At 41.5% G+C, this 22,406-nt stretch carries 7 protein-coding genes; all 7 read left to right on the top strand.

Annotation, left to right across the window (positions count from 1 at the left end; all coding sequences use genetic code 11):
• The first annotated feature begins 95 nt into the window (after positions 1-95).
• The 7 genes from E1163_RS21065 to E1163_RS21095 all read left to right on the top strand — a co-directional run bounded on the left by E1163_RS21065 (position 96) and on the right by E1163_RS21095 (position 22,383).
• Positions 96-1,481: an MATE family efflux transporter gene (locus E1163_RS21065; RefSeq protein ID WP_155174443.1), complete on the top strand. Its 1,386-nt coding sequence runs from the start codon at positions 96-98 to the stop codon at positions 1,479-1,481.
• A 52-nt stretch (positions 1,482-1,533) separates the two neighbouring features.
• On the top strand, positions 1,534-5,370 hold the full coding sequence (gene uvrA / locus E1163_RS21070) for an excinuclease ABC subunit UvrA (RefSeq protein ID WP_155174444.1): 3,837 nt from the start codon (positions 1,534-1,536) through the stop codon (positions 5,368-5,370).
• A gap of 203 nt (positions 5,371-5,573) precedes the next feature.
• Complete coding sequence (locus E1163_RS21075) at positions 5,574-6,611, top strand: acyltransferase domain-containing protein (RefSeq protein ID WP_155174445.1); 1,038 nt, start codon at positions 5,574-5,576, stop codon at positions 6,609-6,611.
• A gap of 173 nt (positions 6,612-6,784) precedes the next feature.
• On the top strand, positions 6,785-9,103 hold the full coding sequence (fabD, locus tag E1163_RS21080; RefSeq protein ID WP_155174446.1) for an ACP S-malonyltransferase: 2,319 nt from the start codon (positions 6,785-6,787) through the stop codon (positions 9,101-9,103).
• A gap of 41 nt (positions 9,104-9,144) precedes the next feature.
• Positions 9,145-9,807 carry a class I SAM-dependent methyltransferase gene (locus E1163_RS21085; RefSeq protein ID WP_155174447.1) on the top strand — a complete coding sequence of 221 codons (663 nt, stop codon included), beginning with the start codon at positions 9,145-9,147 and terminating at the stop codon, positions 9,805-9,807.
• A gap of 154 nt (positions 9,808-9,961) precedes the next feature.
• Complete coding sequence (locus tag E1163_RS21090) at positions 9,962-10,402, top strand: cupin domain-containing protein (RefSeq protein WP_155174448.1); 441 nt, start codon at positions 9,962-9,964, stop codon at positions 10,400-10,402.
• A gap of 74 nt (positions 10,403-10,476) precedes the next feature.
• Positions 10,477-22,383, top strand: a complete 11,907-nt coding sequence (locus tag E1163_RS21095; protein WP_155174449.1) for a non-ribosomal peptide synthetase — start codon at positions 10,477-10,479, stop codon at positions 22,381-22,383.
• Positions 22,384-22,406: the final 23 nt, after the last annotated feature.

Consider the following 22,406-nt stretch of genomic DNA (forward strand, 5'->3'; position numbering starts at 1 on the left):
ATTAGTACTACTATGACTAGATCGGAAACGGTCTGTCTTATTTGCAATTTGCCAGTAATCGATTAAAACAAATAAATTTTAAATGACCTCTATCTATGGAAAATAATGATGAAATATTGAACGGTCCGGTAATACCCACTTCGTTGAAATTGGCAATACCAGTGATGATCGGTCAGATACTATCGTTAGTTTATGGTATTATTGATTTGGTGTTTGTGTCCATGATTGATAAAGATTCCACTTCGTTGATCAGTGGAATGGGGCTTATATTCCCGATATACATGCTTTATCTCGCTTTAGGTATAGGTCTTTTTACAGGTGTGAGTGTATTGGTGGCTCGAGCCGTGGGGGAGCGTAATAAATTTATTCTTGATAAGGTCTCCAGTTCAGGAATCCTTATTTCTATTGTGGTGTCTGTTGTGTCTGCATTGCTTTTTTATGTGTTTGGAAAGGATGTTATCCACGCGCTGGCAGGTACTGAAATCAGTGATATGGCGATGGTAGCTGCTACGGATTATTTGTACTACATTCTGCCAGGTCTATGTTTTCTTTTATTTAATCAAATGATGCTGGGTATTTTTCAGGGTGAGGGGCAGGTAAAGCACTATGCAGCATCTATGTTTTTATCAACTGTATTAAATATTATCCTTTCCCCACTCTGTATTTTTACCTTTAATCTAGGGGTAGCAGGTAGCGCGGTAGCTACTTCAATCTCAATATTTGTGGCATTCTTATATCTACTTGGGGCTTTTGCGAAGAAAGAAAACCAGGTACAGTTAAACTGGAAAGTTGGTGAGACAAAATCCTTTATTGTTAAGGAAATTGCGAGGATTGGTATTGCTCATGTTGCCTGCATACTTATCATCAATATTGCGAGTATGGTTATGAATTTCATAATAGGTTCTATTAGTGAAACAGCCATGAACTCTTGGGTTTTGGTTATAAGAATGGATGAGTTCCTGCTGTTTATAGGGTATGCATTCGGAACTTCTACATTGACTATGGTTGGACAAAGTCACGGAATTGGTAATGTAAACCGGATACAGGAGGTTTTTAAGAAGAATATCATGTTAGTAACATTTATGGGATTGATATGCGTAGGTATTTACAACCTTGCAGCACCCTTGCTGTTTTCTTTCTTTACTAATGTGCCAGAAGTAATAGATGGAAGTGTACTACAGGTACGTATATTATCACTTACCTATATTGCCATTATTATTACAATAGTCATTAATTCTACTTTTCAGGCTACCGGTCGGGCTATACCAGGGGTTGTATTAGAAGTTATCCGAATGTTGATAATATCTATACCCTTGTCATATACAGCTGTTTTTGTTTGGGGAGCCAGTATTACAACTGTGTTTTACATCATAGGGGGTGCTAATATTTTTGTATTGGCCATAGGTATGATATGGAGTACGAGGTACGTTAATAAAATGACGAAGTCTTCTGCTTCAATGCAGCACAGCTTTACTACCTAAGAGTGATGATTAGCTTTAAGTAAAAAGTATATAATAAGAACTATTGAACAATATGTCTCAAAGCATAAAATTTTATTCAGAACATAGCCTTGTTACAGATCCGGAGGGGTATGCGGAATTTTTGGATGACTTACCGACAAATGTGAGTGACCTGTGCCATGCTATTCAAGGGCTTTTGATTCACTTCTCATCACCGGAAGCCCCCAAGCTGAGTGGAATGGAGGATACTAACCGTTTCTTTCTGGTTAGTAACCTGATTAAGGCTATTGATGAGCTTGATAATAGTCCTTTTGATAAAAGACGCGAAGCAAATAATAGGGTAGTTTGTACTGCCAGAGAATATGCACTGCTTTTATGCTGTGCTATGAGACACAAAAACATACCTGCACGGGTAAGGTCAGGGTTTGCTTCATACATGGGCGAACCCGGATACTTTTCCGATCATTGGGTTTGTGAATTTTGGAATAGTGATAACAACGAATGGGTAAAGGCTGACGCCATGCTTTATGAGCAATCCCGAGGGGAACTATCTTATAAGGTGAGCCCGGAACAGTTCGTTGAGTCGGGGAGAGCCTGGCAGTTAAGCCGTGAAAAAAAGACTGATGAGAATGTTTTCGGATATGATGTAAAGCGAGGTCTGGCATTCATAAGAAGCAATATGCTACGAGACTTTGCCGCATTAAATAAAGTAGAATTATTACCATGGTCAGTACTTTGGGGGTATAAGTCCAAACAAGAGCTAAGGCAAGATGATTTTACCAAGCTGGATATGCTTGCCGACTTAATCGTTAATAACGAAAAATCCTGGGATCAGGTACGCCAAGTGTACCTTAACGAAGCCTGGATTAGTGGTCCGGCTAATCAGGTATTGGATCAATACACTGATCAGCAAACACTTTTGAAAGCTGATGTAGGAAATGATGACCATCGAATTGTACTTTCTGATAATAACAGTCAACGAAGACGTGAGATTGACAGTTCGAAACGCCAAACCCTTGAGCCAGATCCAAACTTAATACAAGTAAAAGGAGCAAAGCAGCATAATTTAAAAAATATTGATATCTCCATTCCCAAAAATAAGCTTGTAGTTATCACGGGTGTGAGTGGTAGTGGTAAATCGTCAATAGCATTTGATACAATATACTCTGAGAGCCAGCGTCGCTTCATGACAGGTTTGTCCTTGTATGTGCGGAAGTACATGGTGCAAATGGAGAAACCAAACGTTGACTTTATTGCTGGTCTTAATCCATCAGTTGCTATAGAACAAAAAACATTGAGCAACAATCCACGGTCTACCGTAGGTACGATTACAGAATTGTCAAATTATCTTCGTCTGTTATATTCAAGAGCAGGACGAAGAAATTGTACAAAGTGTGGATTTGAGATCAATCCGTTAACTCCTTTGCAAATAGCAAAAAGACTTTATGATTATATCCCTGCAGGTGAGACCTGCGAATTGCTTGCGCCGCTCGTATCGAAGAGAGCGGAGTATGATAATGATCTGTTCGAAAAGTACAGAGCAATGGGCTATAGTCATTTTAGAGTTAATGGCTCCTATGTAGATTTGAATTCTGGCGAGCCATTACCTGAGAAATCACACCTTAATACCATTGAGTTGGTTTGGGATAAATATACAATTCAGGAGGTTGATGATGCAGACAAGGATTCTGTCCTTACTCATTTGGCTGAAGAGATAAAAAAGATATATAAGTACAGTAATCAACTGGTAACGGTACTTTATGATAATAAAGAATTGCTGTTCACCTCTAAAATGATCTGTGCTAATTGTGCCACACCTTTTCCTGAGCTGAGTGCGCAGCACTTCAGTGCCAACTCTCCTTTGGGTATGTGTCAGGATTGCAAGGGGTTAGGTATAACACAGCGGATAGAGCCTAAGCTACTCGTAGAAGATGAAAATCTCAGTATTTTAGACGGGGCTCTAAAATGGTTTGGAAACCTGCGTGAAAATAACCGTTCATCATGGCCCACTGGTCCACTTGATGTAATTTATGAGCATTACGGTTTAGATATAAATGCACCTTGGAAGGATTTGCCTAAATCCTTTCATGAGGTCATCTTTTACGGTTCTGGCAGTGAAAAAATATCCATGCCATCTGCCTTAGGGATGAAGTCGAGCAAGAGGACAGTGAAAGGTCTCGTTCCTGAGTTAAGCAGGCTTTATTTTGATAGCGACTCCAAGACCAACCGTGAGCGATACAGTATCTACATGGATATTCAGACGTGTGATTCGTGTAGCGGGTCAGGCCTTTGTAATGAAGCGTACAACGTTACCCTTGGAGGATACAAAATATCAGAAGTTTCATCCTTTTCAATTGAACATGCATTGAAATGGGTTAAAGATATCTATGAAACTATTGATGGAACAGCATATGAGGTGGCCAAGGATATTCTGATTGAGCTATATAACCGATTTTCATTTCTGCTTGATGTGGGACTGCACTATCTCACCATCAACAGAACGGCTCCTACGTTATCAGGAGGTGAAGGCCAGCGCGTTAGGCTTGCGAGCCAGTTAAGTAGTGGTATTGTGGGAGTACTGTATGTATTGGATGAACCTTCCATCGGGCTACACCCTAAAGATCGTGGTTCTTTGATCAAAACATTACTTAAACTACGAGATATAGGAAATAGTGTGCTGGTGGTAGAGCATGACGAGCAGATCATGCGGGAAGCAGACTGGCTCATTGATATTGGTCCGAAGGCAGGTGTGAATGGTGGAGAACTTGTTTCTGCAGGGGTGCCGGATGAAGTAATGCAAGATCCAAAGTCACTTACAGGTAAATACCTAAGCGGAAAATTATCAGTTTTTGGAGATAGGAAGCAGATCAGACATAACGAGGCTGACCAATGGCTTACACTCAAAGGAGCAACTTTGCATAACCTGAAGAATGTGACAATTTCTTTGCCTATAGGAAAGATGACTTGCGTAACCGGAGTGAGTGGAAGTGGTAAAAGTAGCCTGATTGCCGGCACACTGGAGCCATTATTGGAGCAAAAGCTAAACAATGCTTCTACTGAAGCGGGACCATACGAAAGTATAGAAGGCCTGCAGTATTTAGATAAGGTTATCAATATTAGTCAAAAAGCCATAGGAAGGACGCCACGTTCTAATCCAGCTACTTATACTAAGCTATTTGATGATATAAGGAAAGTTTTTGCAGCATCTGAGGACGCTAAAAAACACCGTATGAAGTATGCAGATTTTAGTTTTAACTCTGCCTCGGGAAGGTGTGAAGTCTGTGAAGGACAAGGGCAGGTAAAAGTGGAAATGCATTTTCTGGCTGATGTATGGGTCACCTGTCCTGAGTGTAACGGCAAACGATTTAATTCAAATATTTTACAGGTACAGCACAAAGGGAAGAATATTTCAGAGGTGCTGGATCTCGATATACTTGATGCTATTGACTTTTTTAAGGGCAATAAAAAGATTTTGAATACACTTGAGACTTTCCGACAGGTGGGGCTTGATTACATTAAGTTAGGCCAAAGCGCTACAACTTTTAGTGGGGGAGAAGCGCAGCGGATTAAGCTGGCCAAAGAGTTAAGCAGGCCTTCTAAGGGAAGTGTTGTGTACGTTCTGGATGAGCCAACGACCGGACTTCATTTTCATGATGTACAACAGTTATTACATACACTACATAAGCTTGTAGAGATTGGAAATACGGTGATTATTATCGAACATAATCTGGATGTAGTGAAAACTGCTGACTGGGTTATAGATATTGGCCCGGAAGGTGGTGAAAAAGGAGGGAACGTGGTAGCTCAGTGTCATCCGAAGGATTTGGTTTATAATGAAGACAGTCATACAGGACAGGCACTGAAGGAGCACATGGAATACTTTCAGCTTGAAGCGGTCAGTGAAGGATAGCCGTTTGTGATATTATGCTTTGGATTGATTATTAGAAGAGGTCATGAACCCTGGTAAGGGTTTGAATGTACAGGAGGTTTGTGCCAACTTCTTGGTGAATGAGTGATGTTTTATAAGTTCGGGGTAAGAGCTTATTCATATCGCACATTAGTTTTTGAAACGAGAAGTAAGGTAGGGTTGAAAATCTATATTAAAAGAAGACCATGAATAAACAAAATGTTTTTCTGTTTGCTGGTCAGGGTTGCCAGTATCATCATATGGGTGAAGAGTTGATGAATGGTAATGATACTTTTAGAAAAACAATGAAGCGGCTTGATGATAAGGCTCATCAATTGATTGGCAGCTCCGTGATCGATTATATATATGATCCGGATAAGGGGCGTAGTCAGCCGTTTGACAGGCTGCTTTATTCACACCCGGCTATTTTTATGGTTCAGTTTGCCATGGCGCAGGCACTAATTGAATCAGGCATAAAACCTCACAGAGTTTGTGGCTATAGCCTTGGAGAGTGTGTTGCTGCAGCTGTAAGCAAAGTTGCAGATCCCCTGGACATTCTCACTACTGTGATTAACCAGGCCAGATTAGTTGAGGCCACCATACCGGAAGGGGGTATGTTAGTAATACTGGCAGATCCGGTTTTGTATTATCAAGTACCCCTACTTTATACCCGTACAACATTGGTGGGAGTGAAAGTTAGAGAGAAGCATAAGCAATTTGTGGTGGCAGCGACAAAGGATTCTCTCGTGGAGGTAAAAAATTATCTTACTGAGAACAACATAACATGCCATCAACTGCCTGTATTGTACCCGTATCATTCTCATCATATGGATGTTTTGCAGGATGCTTATAACGCTATGTTGGGAACACCTGAATATAACAGGCCCGAAGTTCCGTTTGTATCAAGCATATATGGCTGTGAATTGAACAAAATAGACCGCCAATACTGGTGGGATTTAATTAGAGAACCGATATTATTTCAAGAAGCAATACAGTATTTAGAAGGCTACGATGCGAACCTGTATATAGATTTAAGTCCTTCAGGTGAATTTGCGAGCTATATAAATCTTCTGAAGCTTGAAGGGGCATCGTCGCAAGTACATACTATCCTGAACCTCTGGAAACGTGATGGTGTCAGGAATATGGAGAAAATAGTGTCTGAAATGTCATACGGACATGATGAAAATATTGATAAATACAGTGAAAATGTCGGAATTAGGTTGGGAAGTATGAGCTATGAGTAACCCGAAACCGAATACACCGTATGTGATGATGAGGCATGTCAATAAAAAATACCATAATTTTTTAAATAAAAATACAAAAATGAGTTGTTGAGTTCAGATCCGGTTTATTCTGAAGTGTTGAGGTCTGTCAAAAATTGAATATAAATATTTTAATATTTTAAAGTAATTATTAAATGAAAGCATATCTTTTCCCTGGACAAGGGTCCCAAAAAAAGAAAATGGGCATGGAGTTATTTGGTAAGTATCCTGAACTAACCAGGGAAGCGAGCAATATCCTTGGTTATGATATTGCAGAACTTTGTATTCATGACCCTCAAAAACAACTTAGCTATACTCAGTTTACTCAGCCTGCACTTTATGTCGTCAATGCGTTGAGTTTTCTTGAGCTTCAAAACTCTGAGAGTTTGCCAGACTACCTGGCAGGACATAGCCTGGGAGAATACAATGCCCTTCATGCAGCATCTGTATATGATTTTGAAACAGGGTTACGACTGGTAAAGAAGAGAGCTGAAATTATGGCTCAGATAGAAGGAGGAGGGATGGCCGCGGTAATTGGGCTGGGGATGGATACTATTAAGCGCATTTTAGAAGATTTCCAGTTTGATGCTATTGATATAGCCAATTATAATTCAGCCGACCAGGTGGTTATTTCTGGCTTAAAGCAAGATATACTTAAGGCTCAAAAAGTATTCGAGGCCAATGGAGCAAAGCTTTACTTCCCTTTAAACGTAAGTGGTGCTTTTCACTCAAGATATATGAATGAGGCCAAGGAAACTCTTAAGTCTTTTCTCCAAAACTTTGAGTTTTCTCCCTGTAAGATCCCGGTAATCTCAAATGTAACAGCCAGACCGTATGGGGATTCTAATCTAACAGAGCTTTTGGCTGACCAAATGGATCATGAAGTAAAATGGTATGAGAGTATCAGCTATATGATACAGCATGGTGTGAATGTATTTACAGAATCCGGGCCAGGTGATGTGTTGACTAAGCTGACGGGATTTATCAAGAAGAATCCAGTAGTAGTTTCACTGGAGCCACAGGCTGATCAGGGGGTGAAGAAACTGATAGATGAATCTTTGATATCCCGTAACAGTCCAATTGAGCCTGATCACAATAATATAGAAATCGATTCTGCACTACGACCTGAGCAACTCGGCAGTGCCGAATTTATGAGGGACCATAAGGTGAAGTATGCCTATGTAGCAGGATCTATGTATCGGGGTATAGCCTCTAAAGAACTAGTAATAAGAATGGGTAAGGCTCATCTTTTAAGTTTTTTCGGTACAGGAGGATTAGACCTGGGTACTATTGAAAATGCAGCTCTGAGTATTAAGGAGGCGCTTGGTGATTTGCCATTTGGAATGAATCTTTTGCATAACCTCTACTCACCAGAGAAAGAGATGGCTACCGTGGAGTTATTTCATAGGCTTAATATCAATCGCGTAGAGGCATCCGCCTATATGGGTATTACTCCAGCTATTGCATACTATCGTGTGAAAGGTCTTAAAAAGTCAGGTGATGGTACTGTCATGATCCGCAACAAGGTAATGGCTAAGATCTCCAGACCTGAAGTTGCCGAAGCATTCATGAGCCCGCCACCTGAATATCTGGTGCAGAAATTAGTTCAGCAAGGACTAATATCTGAGGAAGAGGCAATGCTTTCGAAGCGGATACCTATGGCGGATGATGTATGTGCCGAGGCTGACTCCGCGGGACATACCGATCAGGGCTCTGCGTTGACATTGTACCCTGTGATTCTAAGGTTAAGGGACCGTTTGATGAAGACATTTGGTTATGAAAAGCAAATACGAGTAGGAGCAGCTGGTGGTATTGGTACCCCGGAAGCTTTGGCTGCTGCATTTTTGCTGGGGGCCGATTTTGTATTGACTGGCTCAATCAACCAGTGTACCGTACAGTCCGGAATTAGTGATTCGGCTAAAGATTTATTGCAGAAAATGAACGTTCAGGATACCGAGTATGTCCCTGCCGGAGATATGTTCGAATTAGGGGCAAAAGTACAAGTGCTGAAAAAAGGCATATTCTTCCCGGCACGTGCCAACAAGTTGCTGGAGTTATATAAACAGCATAGCGGGCTTGATGATCTGAGTGAAAAGGATCGGAATCAATTACAAAGCAGATACTTTAAGCGCTCATTTGAAGAAGTGTTTAACGACGTTAAAGCTTATTTAGGGAATGATTCAGAGGCATTACGCAGAGCAGAAGAAGACCCCAGGCAGAAAATGGCACATGTCTTTAAATGGTACTTTAGGTATTCAACCCAATTGGCCCTTAAAGGTGATGTTTCAAATAAAGTTGATTATCAGATTCATTGCGGGCCTTCCTTAGGAGCATTTAACGAATGGGTAAAGGGAACTCCATTGGAAAATTGGACGGAACGAAATGTAGATGAAATTGCTGAGAAGATGATGTTGGGAGCTGTACAATATTTACAGCGTTTTTATCAGGGTAAGAAAGTTCTCGCTGAAATATAAGGTAAATAATCAGACTTAAACAAAGCCATTAACACTAAGAAATGAAGAACTATCTCGATATCACTGAAGATTTATATGATTATGTGCTATCTGTATCACTACGGGAGCCGGCTTTACTTAGAAAACAACGTGAAAAGGTCGCTAAAATGCCAATGTCGGCTATGCAAAGCGTACCTGAAGAAAGTCAACTTTTAGTATTTCTGATCAAGTTGATGGGGGCCAAAAGAATCATTGAACTTGGAACTTTTACAGGATATAGTACACTATGGATGGCTAAAGAACTTCCTCCGGATGGTAAAATTATAACATGTGATATTGATGAAGACTGGACGGCTATAGCCAGAGATTACTGGAAGCAGGCCAATGTAGAGGATAAGATTGATTCCCGGATTGGACCAGCCATAGACACACTGGATGATCTCATTAAAACAGGGCACAGCAATTATTTTGATTTTATCTACATAGATGCCGATAAGCAAAACTATATCAATTACTACGAGAGAGCTCTGAAATTAGTAAGACCTGGCGGGTTGATTGGGATTGACAATGTGCTATGGGGCGGAAGTATTGTAGATCCTGTGAACCAGAGCGCTGAGGTAATGGCACTCAGAGAACTAAACTCACGGTTGTTGTACGACAACAGAGTTACCATTAGCATGCTTACAATAGCAGATGGTTTAACCCTGGCAATAAGAAATGAATAACAATCAGATAAAGGTTCTCTAATATTATAGATACAATTATTTGTTAAATATATGCAATAAGTGTAGTCGTGGCAGTGATCGAATTTTGGCATTTCGAAAGCATACAGGTGCGACGACTAAAACTTGAAACCTAAATAACTTAAACATAAAGATCATGAAAAAGTACGCTGACTTAATTTTTGAAAATTTAAACATACCACTTTCATCGATTCCTTATCACTTTGATGTAAAAGGTGTTGATCGCTTTTTTGCAGAGGGATTCCCTGCACACTTAGCTATTCATAAAATTAATGCTATTGATAAAAATGAAGAACAATATACTAAGCTGCATTCGCATGATGATGAGGATGAAATAAATATACTCATACCTGAAGAAGGAAAAAAGCTGGTATATGAGATCCAATTAGGAGATGAGGTTTTTGAGGTAGAAGGTGCTAAAAGTATCTGGATGCCGGCAGGTTTAAAGCATGCCTCCAATGTAATATCAGGTTCGGGATACTTTGTTGCTATCAGAATAAAAAAAGACACAGTGAACAAGAATGAGCTTGCCGAAATGGAAGAAAGTGAAGAGCAAAGTACTATAGTTCAAAACTAGTATCATTCTGATTATACTTCGATAGCGCCTGATTAAGCATTACTTCATTAACAGTATCCATAAATCCAATAAAAATGGCAGTTGAACCTCGTAAAGAGCTGGAATTATCCTGGGAAGGTAGTATGAGTAGTATATTCTCTCATTTGTCTGTTAGTTCAGATCAGTACAATGAACTGGACTTACATCACTTTACCCTCAATGCCAGTAGAACCAAAAAAGTCAAAAAGCTGGCTGAGTCATACAATCTATCATTGCCGGATTGTCTCAGAGCCGCTTTTCATACGTTCTTATACCAGTTTAACGAACAAAGGAAGATCTGTATTTACCAGCATAAAGGCAAATCCGGTAAGACTTTGTTTGATGAAGTTACACCGGTAGAAGTAGAGATGACAAAGGCCACAAAGTTCGAGGATATACTGGTGACAGGAGCTAAGCAGTACGAGGAGGCTCGTAAGCATACTGTTAAAATATCAGACTTGGATGCGCTAAATGTTGACAGTACAAATACCATTGGTTTGGCGATGCTTGAAAAAGACCTTAGCAAAACTGATATTTTGAAACAGTGTAAAAAACACATGTCAGAAAGCAGTCTGAGTCTGTTGGGATATGAAAAAGATGGGGTAATAGATTTTTATTGGGTCTACAACAAGGGTTTATTTAGTCAGTTTCTCGCAGCCAGTTTTGCAGACAACTGGTTACAGTTGTTGAAATCATGTTTGGATTACCCCATGCGATCTGTACTGGATCAGAATATGGTTACTCCTGCGCTCAAGAAGAAAATCCTTAACGACTGGAAGGGAACAAAACAAACTTATGACGATAATAGAAGTGTTTTTGAGCGCTTTACAACGCAGGTTAAACAGAATAGTACGAAAACAGCACTAATATACCATGGCCAGGAGGATGAAGTTTCAACAACTACCTTTGCAGAGCTATCTGAGCAGGTTGATGAATTAGCACGATCACTTGTATCATTAGGAGTCAGAGCGGGAATGCGCGTGGTTATTTATACCCCACGTAGCGAGCAAACGTTTATCGGACTTTTGGCAATATTGAAGCTCCGTGCAGTATATGTGCCTGTGGATGAGTCATATCCGGTAGCGCAGGTGCGTTCCATTGTGGCTGATACTCATGCAAAGGTATTGTTAACTCTGGAGAAGCACGTAAACATCCTTAATGGCATGGGGGTGCCCGTGCTGTGTTTGGACAGTGAATGGACTCCTTTTCATGTGTCAGTAAAGGAAGAATCTGAAGTTGCCTTTAACATTGACGATGAGGCTTTAATACTTTATACATCCGGTTCTACAGGAAAACCCAAGGGGGTAATTCATAGCCAAAGGCAATTGATCAACAGGTTTAGCTGGCTGTGGAAAGAATATCCGTTTAACGAAGATGACATAATTGTTCAGCGTACTATGCTCAATTTCCTCCCCTCATTATGGGAGCTGTTGGGCGGACTGCTACAGGGAGCAACTACAGTGATTCTTCATAACTCAGTAGTAAAGGATCCATTGAGACTTTCAAAAGCTGTATTTACACATCATGTGTCATTCTTTTCAATGGTACCCTCTTTGTTAAAAGTATTTCTGGAGTCTGATCTGCCGTTTAAACAGCATTTTGGTTCTGTGAAATTATTGATAACAGCCGGCGAACCACTGACTCCGGCATTATGCAATAAGTTTTTTGAACATCTACCGGAAGTTACTTTATTAAATGATTACGGTGCTACCGAGATGAATGGTGTTCTCTACGAAGAGATCACTTATAGCAGTGAGGCAACATCGCAGATACGTGGGTTTGAACCAGTTCCCAATATTGAGGCTTACATTTTGAATAGCCAGGGCCACCTTGTCTCTGATGGTGTGCCCGGAGAATTACATATTGGCGGACCTTCTTTGGCCATTGGGTACCTTGGTCAACCAGAGCTGACAGCAGAAAAATTTATACCTAACCCGTTTAGCAAGTCAAATGACTCCCGTATTTATAAAACCGGTGACATGGCTTATTTTACCCCGGAAGGTAAGCTAATAATAACAGGCAGGAAAGACAGACAAGTAAAGATAAGAGGTGTTCGCATTGAGCTAAAAGGAATAGAGGATATTCTACTGGAACACCATGAGGTAGCTCAGTGTGTTCTGGGAGTAGAGGGCAGCGAAGGCAAGTCCAAATCCCTGGTGGCATATATTAAACCTGAAAAGGACACGAAACCAAGCGAAGAGGCATTCTTAAAGTACCTGTCATCCAGGTTGCCGGATAACTATATCCCTTCCAGATTCCAGTTGGTAGATGAAATACCACGTACCTTAAATGGTAAAGTAGATTACAGCAATCTTAGCAAGTTGTCCAGGGACAAATCACAGCCCGCTAATACCTCAATAGTACAAGATAGTTTGATGGGAGTCATTCATCAAATTGCTTGTGATATACTTGAACAAGATCAGGTCGATATTACCAAGCGATGGTATGGTGTAGGGTTTGATTCTATCAAAATTGTTGAGTTTTTGAATAAACTCAACAGTCAGTTGAAGCAAAACATCTCTATCGGGGAGTTGTATAGTCATGCTTCTATTCAGGAGTTGAGTGCATTTTTAGAGGCAGGAGATTCATCACTGTCATCTCTAACTTATGTTCCGGTACCGGAAGAGAACGAGGTTACTTTTGAAGATACCGATGCTGTTAATGTTACAGTTCCGGTGGCGGCTAAGGAATCTGTACCGGATGTTCCGGAAACTTCAGAGGCAGTTACTCATGATACCCCAGAGCCCAAAAGAGTAACAGAAAGTGACATTGCCATTATTGGTATGTCCGGCAGGTTTCCGGGGGCTGACAATCTGCAGGATTTTTGGGAGAACCTGATGAATGGTGTTAATAGTGTCACCGGGTATCCGAAAGACCGTTGGGGCGAGCAGTATAACCCGATTGAGGATGATGGACAAAATAACAAGTCGGCGACTCGGGGAGGATTTTTAAATAACGTGGATTGCTTTGAGCCCTCATTCTTTCATATATCACATTTAGAGGCCGAACTCATGGATCCTCAGCAGAGGCTTTTGCTGGAAGAAAGCTGGAAAGCCATAGAGGATGCATGCTACTCTGAAGAAGCTCTTTCCGGGCAGACTGTGGGAGTGTTTATGGGTATGAGGCCTGGTGATTATATCAACATTGTTAACCAATCAGAATATAACAAATACGGCCATGCCCTGATGGGCAATGATATGGCAATACTGGCAGCCAGAATCGCTTATTTCCTCAACCTAAAAGGGCCTGCGCTCTCTTTAGATACTGCCTGTTCTTCTTCAGCTGTTGCCATTCATATGGCGTGTAAAAGTATATTGGCAGGAGAATCAGATATGGCATTAGCAGGTGGAGTTTGTGTGCTATCTACACCCTGGCTACATGAAATGTCAGGTAAGCTGGGCATGCTATCACCTCAAGGCCAATGTAAGCCTTTTGATGCCAGTGCTGATGGTATTGTACCTGCAGAAGGAGTAGGCGTAGTTGTACTTAAGGCACTAAACAAAGCTCTGGAAGATGGAGATCAGATCCATGGAGTAATTAAGGCTTCAGGTATTAATCAGGATGGCAAGACTAATGGTATCATGGCTCCCAATGCTTCATCTCAGGAAACTTTAATACGTTCAGTCTACGAAAAGAATAAAATTGATACCAGTTCAATCAATTATATTGAAACTCATGGTACAGGCACGAAACTGGGAGATCCTATAGAGATAGGCGCCCTGAATAATGTCTTTTCAAAAAATAGTAGTAACCAGTCCTGCACCATAGGCTCAGTAAAGGCTAATATAGGTCACCCTATTGCCAGTGCCGGTATGGCTGGGTTGTTTAAGGTATTGCTTGCTATGAAGAATAGCAAAATGCCACCTCAGATCAATTTTGAGCTACAAAATGAGCTGTTGCAGTTAGATAAAACGCCTTTTAGAATCAACACCTTAGGCCAAGACTGGACCAGAAGTGATAAGGCAAGAAGGGCTGCATTAAGTTCTTATGGGTTTAGTGGTACGAATGCCCATATGGTGATAGAGGATACACCCGAATTACCCAACAGCGGACCTTCCGCTCTTCCGGCTTACCTTGTATGCCTGTCAGGCAAGTCAAATTATGCATTGGAGCAGAAAGTGAAGGACCTGCTGCACTGGCTCGAAACCGTAGGGGAGGGACATGCATTATGTAATATAGCCTGTGCAAGTACAGTAGGACGAAGTCATTTTCAATACAGGATAGCACTAGTTGCTGATACTTTAGAAGATCTTAAAAACAAACTTCAAAACATTTTAAATGCTGCTGAACATGAGGATATCATTAGTAAGTTGTCAAATAATGAAGGGCATCAGGCAGCTCAGATACTAGAGTCTCTTTCGAAGTATACAATTGAAAAGAATAACTCAGCCTATACAGAACTACTCAGAAACCTGGGGGGTGCATATGTATCGGGACAGAAGATTGAGTGGCATAAGCTTTATAATCCAAAAGATGGCTATCGCAAGATTTCTATTCCTACATATCCTTTCGAACACACCAGGCACTGGGTGGATGCTGGTGATAAAAGTATAAAAGCGGAAAGCGCTGTTAGTGGTCCCGTAGCGCTCGATAATGATTCAACCCAGACCAAACTTGAAGACTGGTTGAAAGTTAAGTTTTCCGAAGTAATTAATACACCAGCGGAGATACTGAAGGCTGAAGAACCTATGGAGCATTATGGTATAGAGTCCATAATGATTCAGGAATTAAATAAGATGCTGGAAGTTGAAATTGGAGGTATTTCAAAAACGCTGTTCTTCGAGTGTCAAACTATAAATGAAATAGCCGCATACCTGCTGAGGTATAATGAAGATGCAGTGTTGCGAAAGCTTGAACTTACCGAAGGCAATGCAATGTCAGGTGATGAGGATGCCAAACCTCGTAACCTTGTGCCACAACCAGGTGCGACAACGCAAATGTCTGATAACGATATAGGTAAGCTTAAACAAGTGGCAATAGTTGGTATGAGCGGGAGGTATCCGAAAGCAGATACACTAGATATATTCTGGGAAAACCTAAAGGAAGGTAAAGATTGTGTTACAGAGATCCCTGAGGATAGATGGGATTACACATCGCGGTTTTCAACTGATACAAAAGAGAAGGGCAAGATTTATGGAAAATGGGGTGGGTTTATTGATGATGTTGATAAGTTCGACTCTCTGTTTTTTAACATTTCACCGAAAGAAGCAGAGCTCATGGACCCACAAGAGCGATTGTTTCTTGAAATGACATGGCACGCACTCGAAGATGCAGGCTATACACGTACATCCTTTAAAAATCAGAAGGTAGGTGTATATCTTGGTGCTACCTGGAGTGAATATAAGCTTTTGGCCATGGACAAAAGACAGAGTGAAGATGAGGTTTATCCTAATTGCTCACTTGCGTCCATTCCAAACAGGGTTAGTTACTGGTTCAACCTGAAAGGGCCGAGCCTGGCTATTGACACGATGTGTTCCTCTTCACTTACGGCGCTGCATTATGCTCATGAAGCTATTCGCAGAGGTGAAATAGATTATGCTATTGTTGGCGGAGTAAACCTTTCTTTACATCCGTATAAGTACCATTTGTTAAGTAATGGTCAGTTTCTTTCTACCGAAGGGAAATGCCGGAGTTTTGGACAGGGTGGGGATGGATATGTACCAGGTGAAGGGGTAGGTGTTCTTGTTTTAACCTCACAGGAGCAGGCGGAATCCGATAACACCAATATACACGCATTAATAAAAGGTACTGCACTGAATCACGGAGGAAAGACAAACGGCTATACCGTACCTAATCCCAACGAACAGGAAGCACTCATTGAGCAGGTATTGGAGGAGTCTAACGTTGATCCTGCCACTATAAGTTATATTGAAGCGCATGGTACAGGTACATCTCTTGGCGATCCTATAGAAGTAAAGGGACTTACCCGGGCGTTTCAGAAGTTTACAGATAAGACAAATTACTGTGCACTCGGGTCAGTAAAGTCAAATATTGGGCATTTAGAAGCATGTGCAGGAATGGCAGGTATTACCAAAATACTTCTGCAAATGAAGCATCAGACCCTTGTTCCTTCTCTACATGCAGACATCTTAAATGAAAATATAGATTTTGCGGGCTCACCCTTTTACGTACAGAAGACAAAGCAGAAATGGACCACTCAGGAACTTCCTGGCGGAGGGCAAGGCATGTCTGCTCCACGTCGTGCAGCTATTAGTTCTTTTGGTGCGGGAGGCTCTAATGCACATGTTATCCTTGAAGAGTATGTTGATATTCGCACCAGACCAGAGCAACCTGCTGACGAGGAACAGTTAATAGTTTTATCTGCCAGGAATAAAGCCCAGCTTACCGAATCTGCCAAAAATCTGGCTGCCTTTCTGAAATCAGGAAGGCTTAACGGGAAGTCTGTGGCAAATGATATTTCAGATACTATTAAGCGCTTGTTTGCCGAACAAATTGGTGTGGAGGTAGCCATGCTGAATTTGGACGACAATTGGGATGAACTGGATGTTGATCTTATCTCATTGATGACTTTTAACAGAGAGGTAAGTAAAAGATTTGATATTCACATAGATGAACAGCTGATTTACCAATCAACAGATTTACATACATACCTGGATGCGTTTCTTGATAAGTATGGTCACCTGGTTAAGGCAAATTCAGTCGTAGAGGCGTCACCTTATACACTTCAAAATATAGCTTATACCTTGCAAACAGGCCGGGAGGCCCTGGATGAGAGGCTGGCAATAGTTGCAGAATCCATTACATCTTTAACAGACTCATTAACTCGGTTTGTAAATAATCAGCCGGATCAAAAAACATATACAGGCAACCCTAAAAAGGCCTCATCTGACGTTAATAGAGTAACAACACAGGAAATTACAGCCTTAGCTGATCAAAAGGCTCATGCAAAACTGGCAAGCCTATGGGTAAATAACACCCATTGGGACTGGGCATATTTACATCGCTCAAATACCTGTGAGAAGGTGCCGTTACCTTTGTATCCGTTTAGAAGAGAGCGCCATTGGCTTCCTGTTTCGGAAACCCCTACGGCCAATACTTTCCATGCCCATGTAGATAACCTTCATCCTCTACTGCATAAGAATAGGTCTTCATTTTTGGCTCAATGTTACGAGACCACATTTAGTGGAGATGAGTTTTACCTAGAAGATCACAGGGTAGAAATGAATGGTGTGAAACATAAAGTGTTTCCCGCAGCTGCTTACCTTGAAATGGCCTATCAGGCCGGAAGTCAGTCACTGGAGAGTGATGCCCTGACTTTAAGCAATGTAGTTTGGGAACAACCGCTTATTGTGGAAAAAGAGCCGGTTGTTTCCCAGTGTAAGTTAAGGCAGTCGGACAAAGGAGTGTTATGGACAGTGACTGGTGAAAGAGATATAAGGTTTGCACAAGGTCAGGTAAGGACATCGGAAATGCCCGTTGTTACTTCACCAATTGATATTGCAGGCTATAGCAATGGAAAAGGAACCATCTATAACCAAGCGGAGATATATCGAACCTTTATGCACAATGGGATGCACTACGGAAAGCATTTCCAGTCTCTTGAACAAATAAACATACAGGGCAATACATCTCTGGCTAAGGTAAAAATACCTGAAACTTGCTTGAGTACAGCTTCAGAATATGTGTTTCACCCGTCATTACTTGATGGTTGCTTTCAGACCATAATTGCTTTAATGGATCATCTGGAAGGATCACAGACGAGGTATTTGCCCTTCTCCTTAAAAGAGATGTTTGTAAAGAAAGCTATCCCTCATGAGTTTTATGTATATACATCACTTCAGGCACCTGCTGGTAGTAACAGAAGCCGGGTATTTGATATTTACATACTAGATAACAGGGGAGAGGTGGTTATGCTATTGAAACAGTTTACCATTAAATCAATAGACATACCAGGAGGAAAAAGAGAACAGACCACAATCATGCAGCCCTCTGAAACCAACCTCTATTTTAGACAAGAGTGGGAGCGGCAGGATTTGATTACACATGCCCAGACAGGCTCATCGGATAAAGTATTGTGGGTTACTAATGACAATGAGTTATGTCAGCAATACAGACAACTGTACCCTTCACATCAGGTGATAGTGGCCGGTAGCAGCGCTGAGTTTAAAAAGGTGGCTCCTGATTTTTATACGTTAAACCTTGCCGATGAAGACCAGATTGGAGAATTGTTTCAGCATTTGGCAGGTGAAAATATAAACGTCACTAAGGTAGTCTGTCAGGTTTCAGAAATTGACTCAAAGAGCCGTATTGAATTGGATACGACACTGGGTGAGTCCATATACATGCTTTTTCTCTTGACTAAGGGCTGGGTTAAACATAATGCTTCGACTAAATCAAGGCAATTTATCTATTTGTATACTACAAATGATCATTATGCTGATGCAGCATTGAAAGCGACCGGAGCTTTTGCCAAATCCATGAACCTGGAGAACAGGCTGATCAACTTTAAAACCTTGTCTGTTCCGGCAGACCAAGTCAATACACCGCAGGCCGCAAAGTGGCTTAATGCAGAAATGCAGGCAGGATCTGATCAGGGCGCGGAAGTTGCTTATACGAGAGGCGAGCGTTATGTCCACGCTTTAAAATCATTTGAACCACAGTTGCAAACAGATTCTCTGTGGTTTAGGGAAGGAGGCACATACCTCATTACCGGTGGTATGGGAGGGCTTGGCTTATTGCTGACCCGCCAGCTGACGGCCACCATACCTCTGAATATTGTAGTCTCCGGAAGATCCGGATCTACGGATGCCATTCAACAGGTATTGAACGGCATAAGAAAGGAAAATGTAAGCATTGAATACATACCCTGTGATGTCAGCAACGAGCACTCCGTAAAGCAGCTTATTCACACGATCAAAAATCGTTTTGGTCAATTAGATGGAGTTGTACATTGTGCCGGTGTCATGAAAAGTGCCTTTATTCAGAATAAGAGCCTTGATGAAGTGTCAGGAATTATTGCTCCAAAAGTTCATGGTACTTGTTACCTCGACAAGTATACTGCTAACGAGCCTCTGGATTTCTTTATTCTCTACTCAACTATAGGTGCCGCTATTGGTAGTGCGGGGCAGTGTGACTATACCTATGCCAATAACTTCATGGATCACTTTGTGTCTCATAGAGAGCTGTTACGTCAAAAAGGTAATAGAAGCGGAAAAAGCTTATCCGTTAACTGGCACTTATGGGAAAATGGAGGAATGCAGGTTAATGAGGGTACCAGACAACTTTTTGAACAAACTTTTGGTATGTACGCCTTAAGTGATCAGGACGGTTTGCAGGCACTGTATACAGGCCTAAATACTACGGCTAATAATTTTGTGGTTGTTAAGGGTGATTTACATAAAATCAAGAAAGTGCTAAAGCTTGAAAAAAGCCCTTCTGGTGATTTGAATGGAACTGCATCTCCCCACTCTCATAATGGAGCAGAACGCAAAGGTAAGGATGGCCGGAAGTCTCTGGAAAGTGTACTAACCTTAATGGTTTCTGAAATACTTAAAATCGATATCAGTGATATCGAACCTGATACTGGGATTGATGAATACGGTTTTGAGTCTGTATCATTCACTGAGTTTGCTAATAAAATCAACGAAAAATATGAGCTTGACCTGATGCCTTCAATATTTTTTGAGCATTCTACACTAGCTTCTCTTGCAGACTATCTGATGGAGGAATATCCCCAGGTTGCTCCGCGCGATGAAAAGGATTTGGCCAGGGAAGAAGAAATTGTATTCAATCATGTTGACAGCAGTAATCGGATAGACCCGCAACCTGTACAACATGAAGAGTCCAAACCAGCATATAATGGATTTTATGCTGATGAAAAGGAAACCCCTGATACAGACGGACCTGAGCCAATAGCCATTGTAGGGGTTGATCTCAAAATGCCCGGGGCTGATACACTGAATGACCTGTGGCAACTGCTGGAGGAAGGAAAAGATGTGATCACTGAAATACCTGAGGAGCGATGGAATGCCAAAGCACAGGATAGTGCAGGTTATAGTCGTTGGGGAGGGTTTATGAATAACATTTATGCTTTTGATGCGCCTTTCTTTTCAATATCGCCTGCCGAAGCCAGGTATATGGATCCGCAGCAACGCCTACTGCTTCAATCTGTTTGGAAAGCCATAGAAGATGCCGGTTATAAAGCCAGCGAATGGGCAGGCAAAGATGTAGGTGTATTTGTTGGAGTGGCTACATCAGATTATGATCATATGCTAAGAGCTGATTGCAAAGAGGGTGATTTTCAGGCTACAACGGGCAACTCACATGCTATACTTACTAATAGGATCTCCTATTTCTTTGACTTCAGAGGCCCTAGCGAACCCGTAAATACCGCCTGTTCCAGTTCGCTCGTAGCATTGCACCGTGGAGTGGAAGCCTTAAGAAGTAAAACTTGCGAAATGTGTATGGTTAGCGGTGTAAATATCATTTTAGACCCTTCAAGTCACGTCGCTTTTGGTGCTGCCGGGGTTTTATCAGAAACAGGAAAAGTCAGGGCTTTGGATAAAGATGCAGATGGCTATGTAAGGTCAGAAGGGGTAGGAACAGTAATGCTCAAACCACTGTCTAAGGCAATAGCAGATAATGACCACATTTATGCAACCATACGCGGTACGCATGTCAATCATGGAGGTCGTGTTAATTCAGTAACTACACCCAATCCAAATGCTCAGGCGTCACTGGTCGTATCGGCCATGAGAAAAGCCAACATTGACCCGCTTACTGTAGACTACATGGAATTACAGGGCATAGGGCTGACACTGGCCGACTCTATAGAGTTTAACGGTCTGAATAAAGCATTTAAAACACTATATCAGGATTATCAATACAACAACCCCCCAGTCAACTATTGTGGAATAGGGGCAGTAAAAACTAATCTCGGACATATGGAGGCTGCTGCTGGTATGGCAGGCTTATTCAAAGTTTTGCTGGCTATGAGGCATAATAAGCTTGTTCGTAATGCCAATTTCACCCAACTGAATCCACAAATTAAGATTGAAGGCAGCCCGTTTTATGTGCTGAATGAAAACAGAGCATGGACAAAGCCGGATGATCAAAATAATGCGCCACGGCGAGCAGGCATCAGTACGTTTGGCTTTGGAGGGGTGAATGCGCATGTAGTGTTGGAACAATACACATCTGCTCAGGCTGAAGCGCCTGAAGGAAATCCTATGTTGTTCGTTTTATCAGCTAAGAATAAAGACCGTATTCTGGCATATGTTAAAGACACCATTCAGTTTCTGAAAGATGCGGATGACATCTCGATGCCAGATTTTCTTTACACATTACAAGTAGGGAGGGAAGAGATGCAAGAACGCCTGGCAATGGTTGTAAGCTCAAAAGATCAGCTTATTAACCTACTGGAAAGCTATGTAAAGGGAGACGTTCAGGCAGAAAATGAGATATTTTCTGGCAACACTAAGCAATTAAGAAAAACAAGCTACTTGTTGGAGGGAGATGAAGGACAAGAATATCTTCATCTGTTACTCAGCCGAAGAAATTATGAAAAGCTGGCGCAGTTCTGGGTCCAGGGCGAGAAAATTGACTGGAAAAAACTGTATGAAGGGAAGGAAATGAGGCGAGTATCAGCTCCTGTTTACCCTTTTCAGAATACCCCGTATCATTTTAATGACTCAGTCTATACAGAACCGGAGCATACAATACCTTCTGCTGAAGAAGAGCAAACAAACGGACTGAGCGAAGAAACTGAACAGCTTATAGGTATGGTGGCTAAGCTGCTGGGAGTACCTCCCGGAGAAGTGCCTGTTGATGAACCCCTGGACCTGATGGGGCTTGATTCAATGAAGGCAGTTAAACTATTATCATTAATTGAGGAATACTTTGATGTCAGAGTGTCAATGAAAGCACTTTTTGGTCACACTACTGTACAGCAACTGGTAAAAATAATTCAGGAAAATCAAGTGGAGGCTGTAGTCCCTGTATAAGGCAGGCTGGAGTTTTTTTTGGA

It is taken from the genome of Fulvivirga kasyanovii (genome assembly GCF_009711405.1).
In the GTDB taxonomy this organism is placed as follows: domain Bacteria; phylum Bacteroidota; class Bacteroidia; order Cytophagales; family Cyclobacteriaceae; genus Fulvivirga; species Fulvivirga kasyanovii.

Bases quoted from the DNA above. Each gene is read 5' to 3' on its own strand.
- E1163_RS21090 (WP_155174448.1), top strand. From the start codon at position 9,962: ATGAAAAAGTACGCTGACTTAATTTTTGAAAATTTAAACATACCACTT.
- uvrA (WP_155174444.1), top strand. From the start codon at position 1,534: ATGTCTCAAAGCATAAAATTTTATTCAGAACATAGCCTTGTTACAGAT.
- E1163_RS21075 (WP_155174445.1), top strand. From the start codon at position 5,574: ATGAATAAACAAAATGTTTTTCTGTTTGCTGGTCAGGGTTGCCAGTAT.
- E1163_RS21085 (WP_155174447.1), top strand. From the start codon at position 9,145: ATGAAGAACTATCTCGATATCACTGAAGATTTATATGATTATGTGCTA.
- fabD (WP_155174446.1), top strand. From the start codon at position 6,785: ATGAAAGCATATCTTTTCCCTGGACAAGGGTCCCAAAAAAAGAAAATG.
- E1163_RS21095 (WP_155174449.1), top strand. From the start codon at position 10,477: ATGGCAGTTGAACCTCGTAAAGAGCTGGAATTATCCTGGGAAGGTAGT.
- E1163_RS21065 (WP_155174443.1), top strand. From the start codon at position 96: ATGGAAAATAATGATGAAATATTGAACGGTCCGGTAATACCCACTTCG.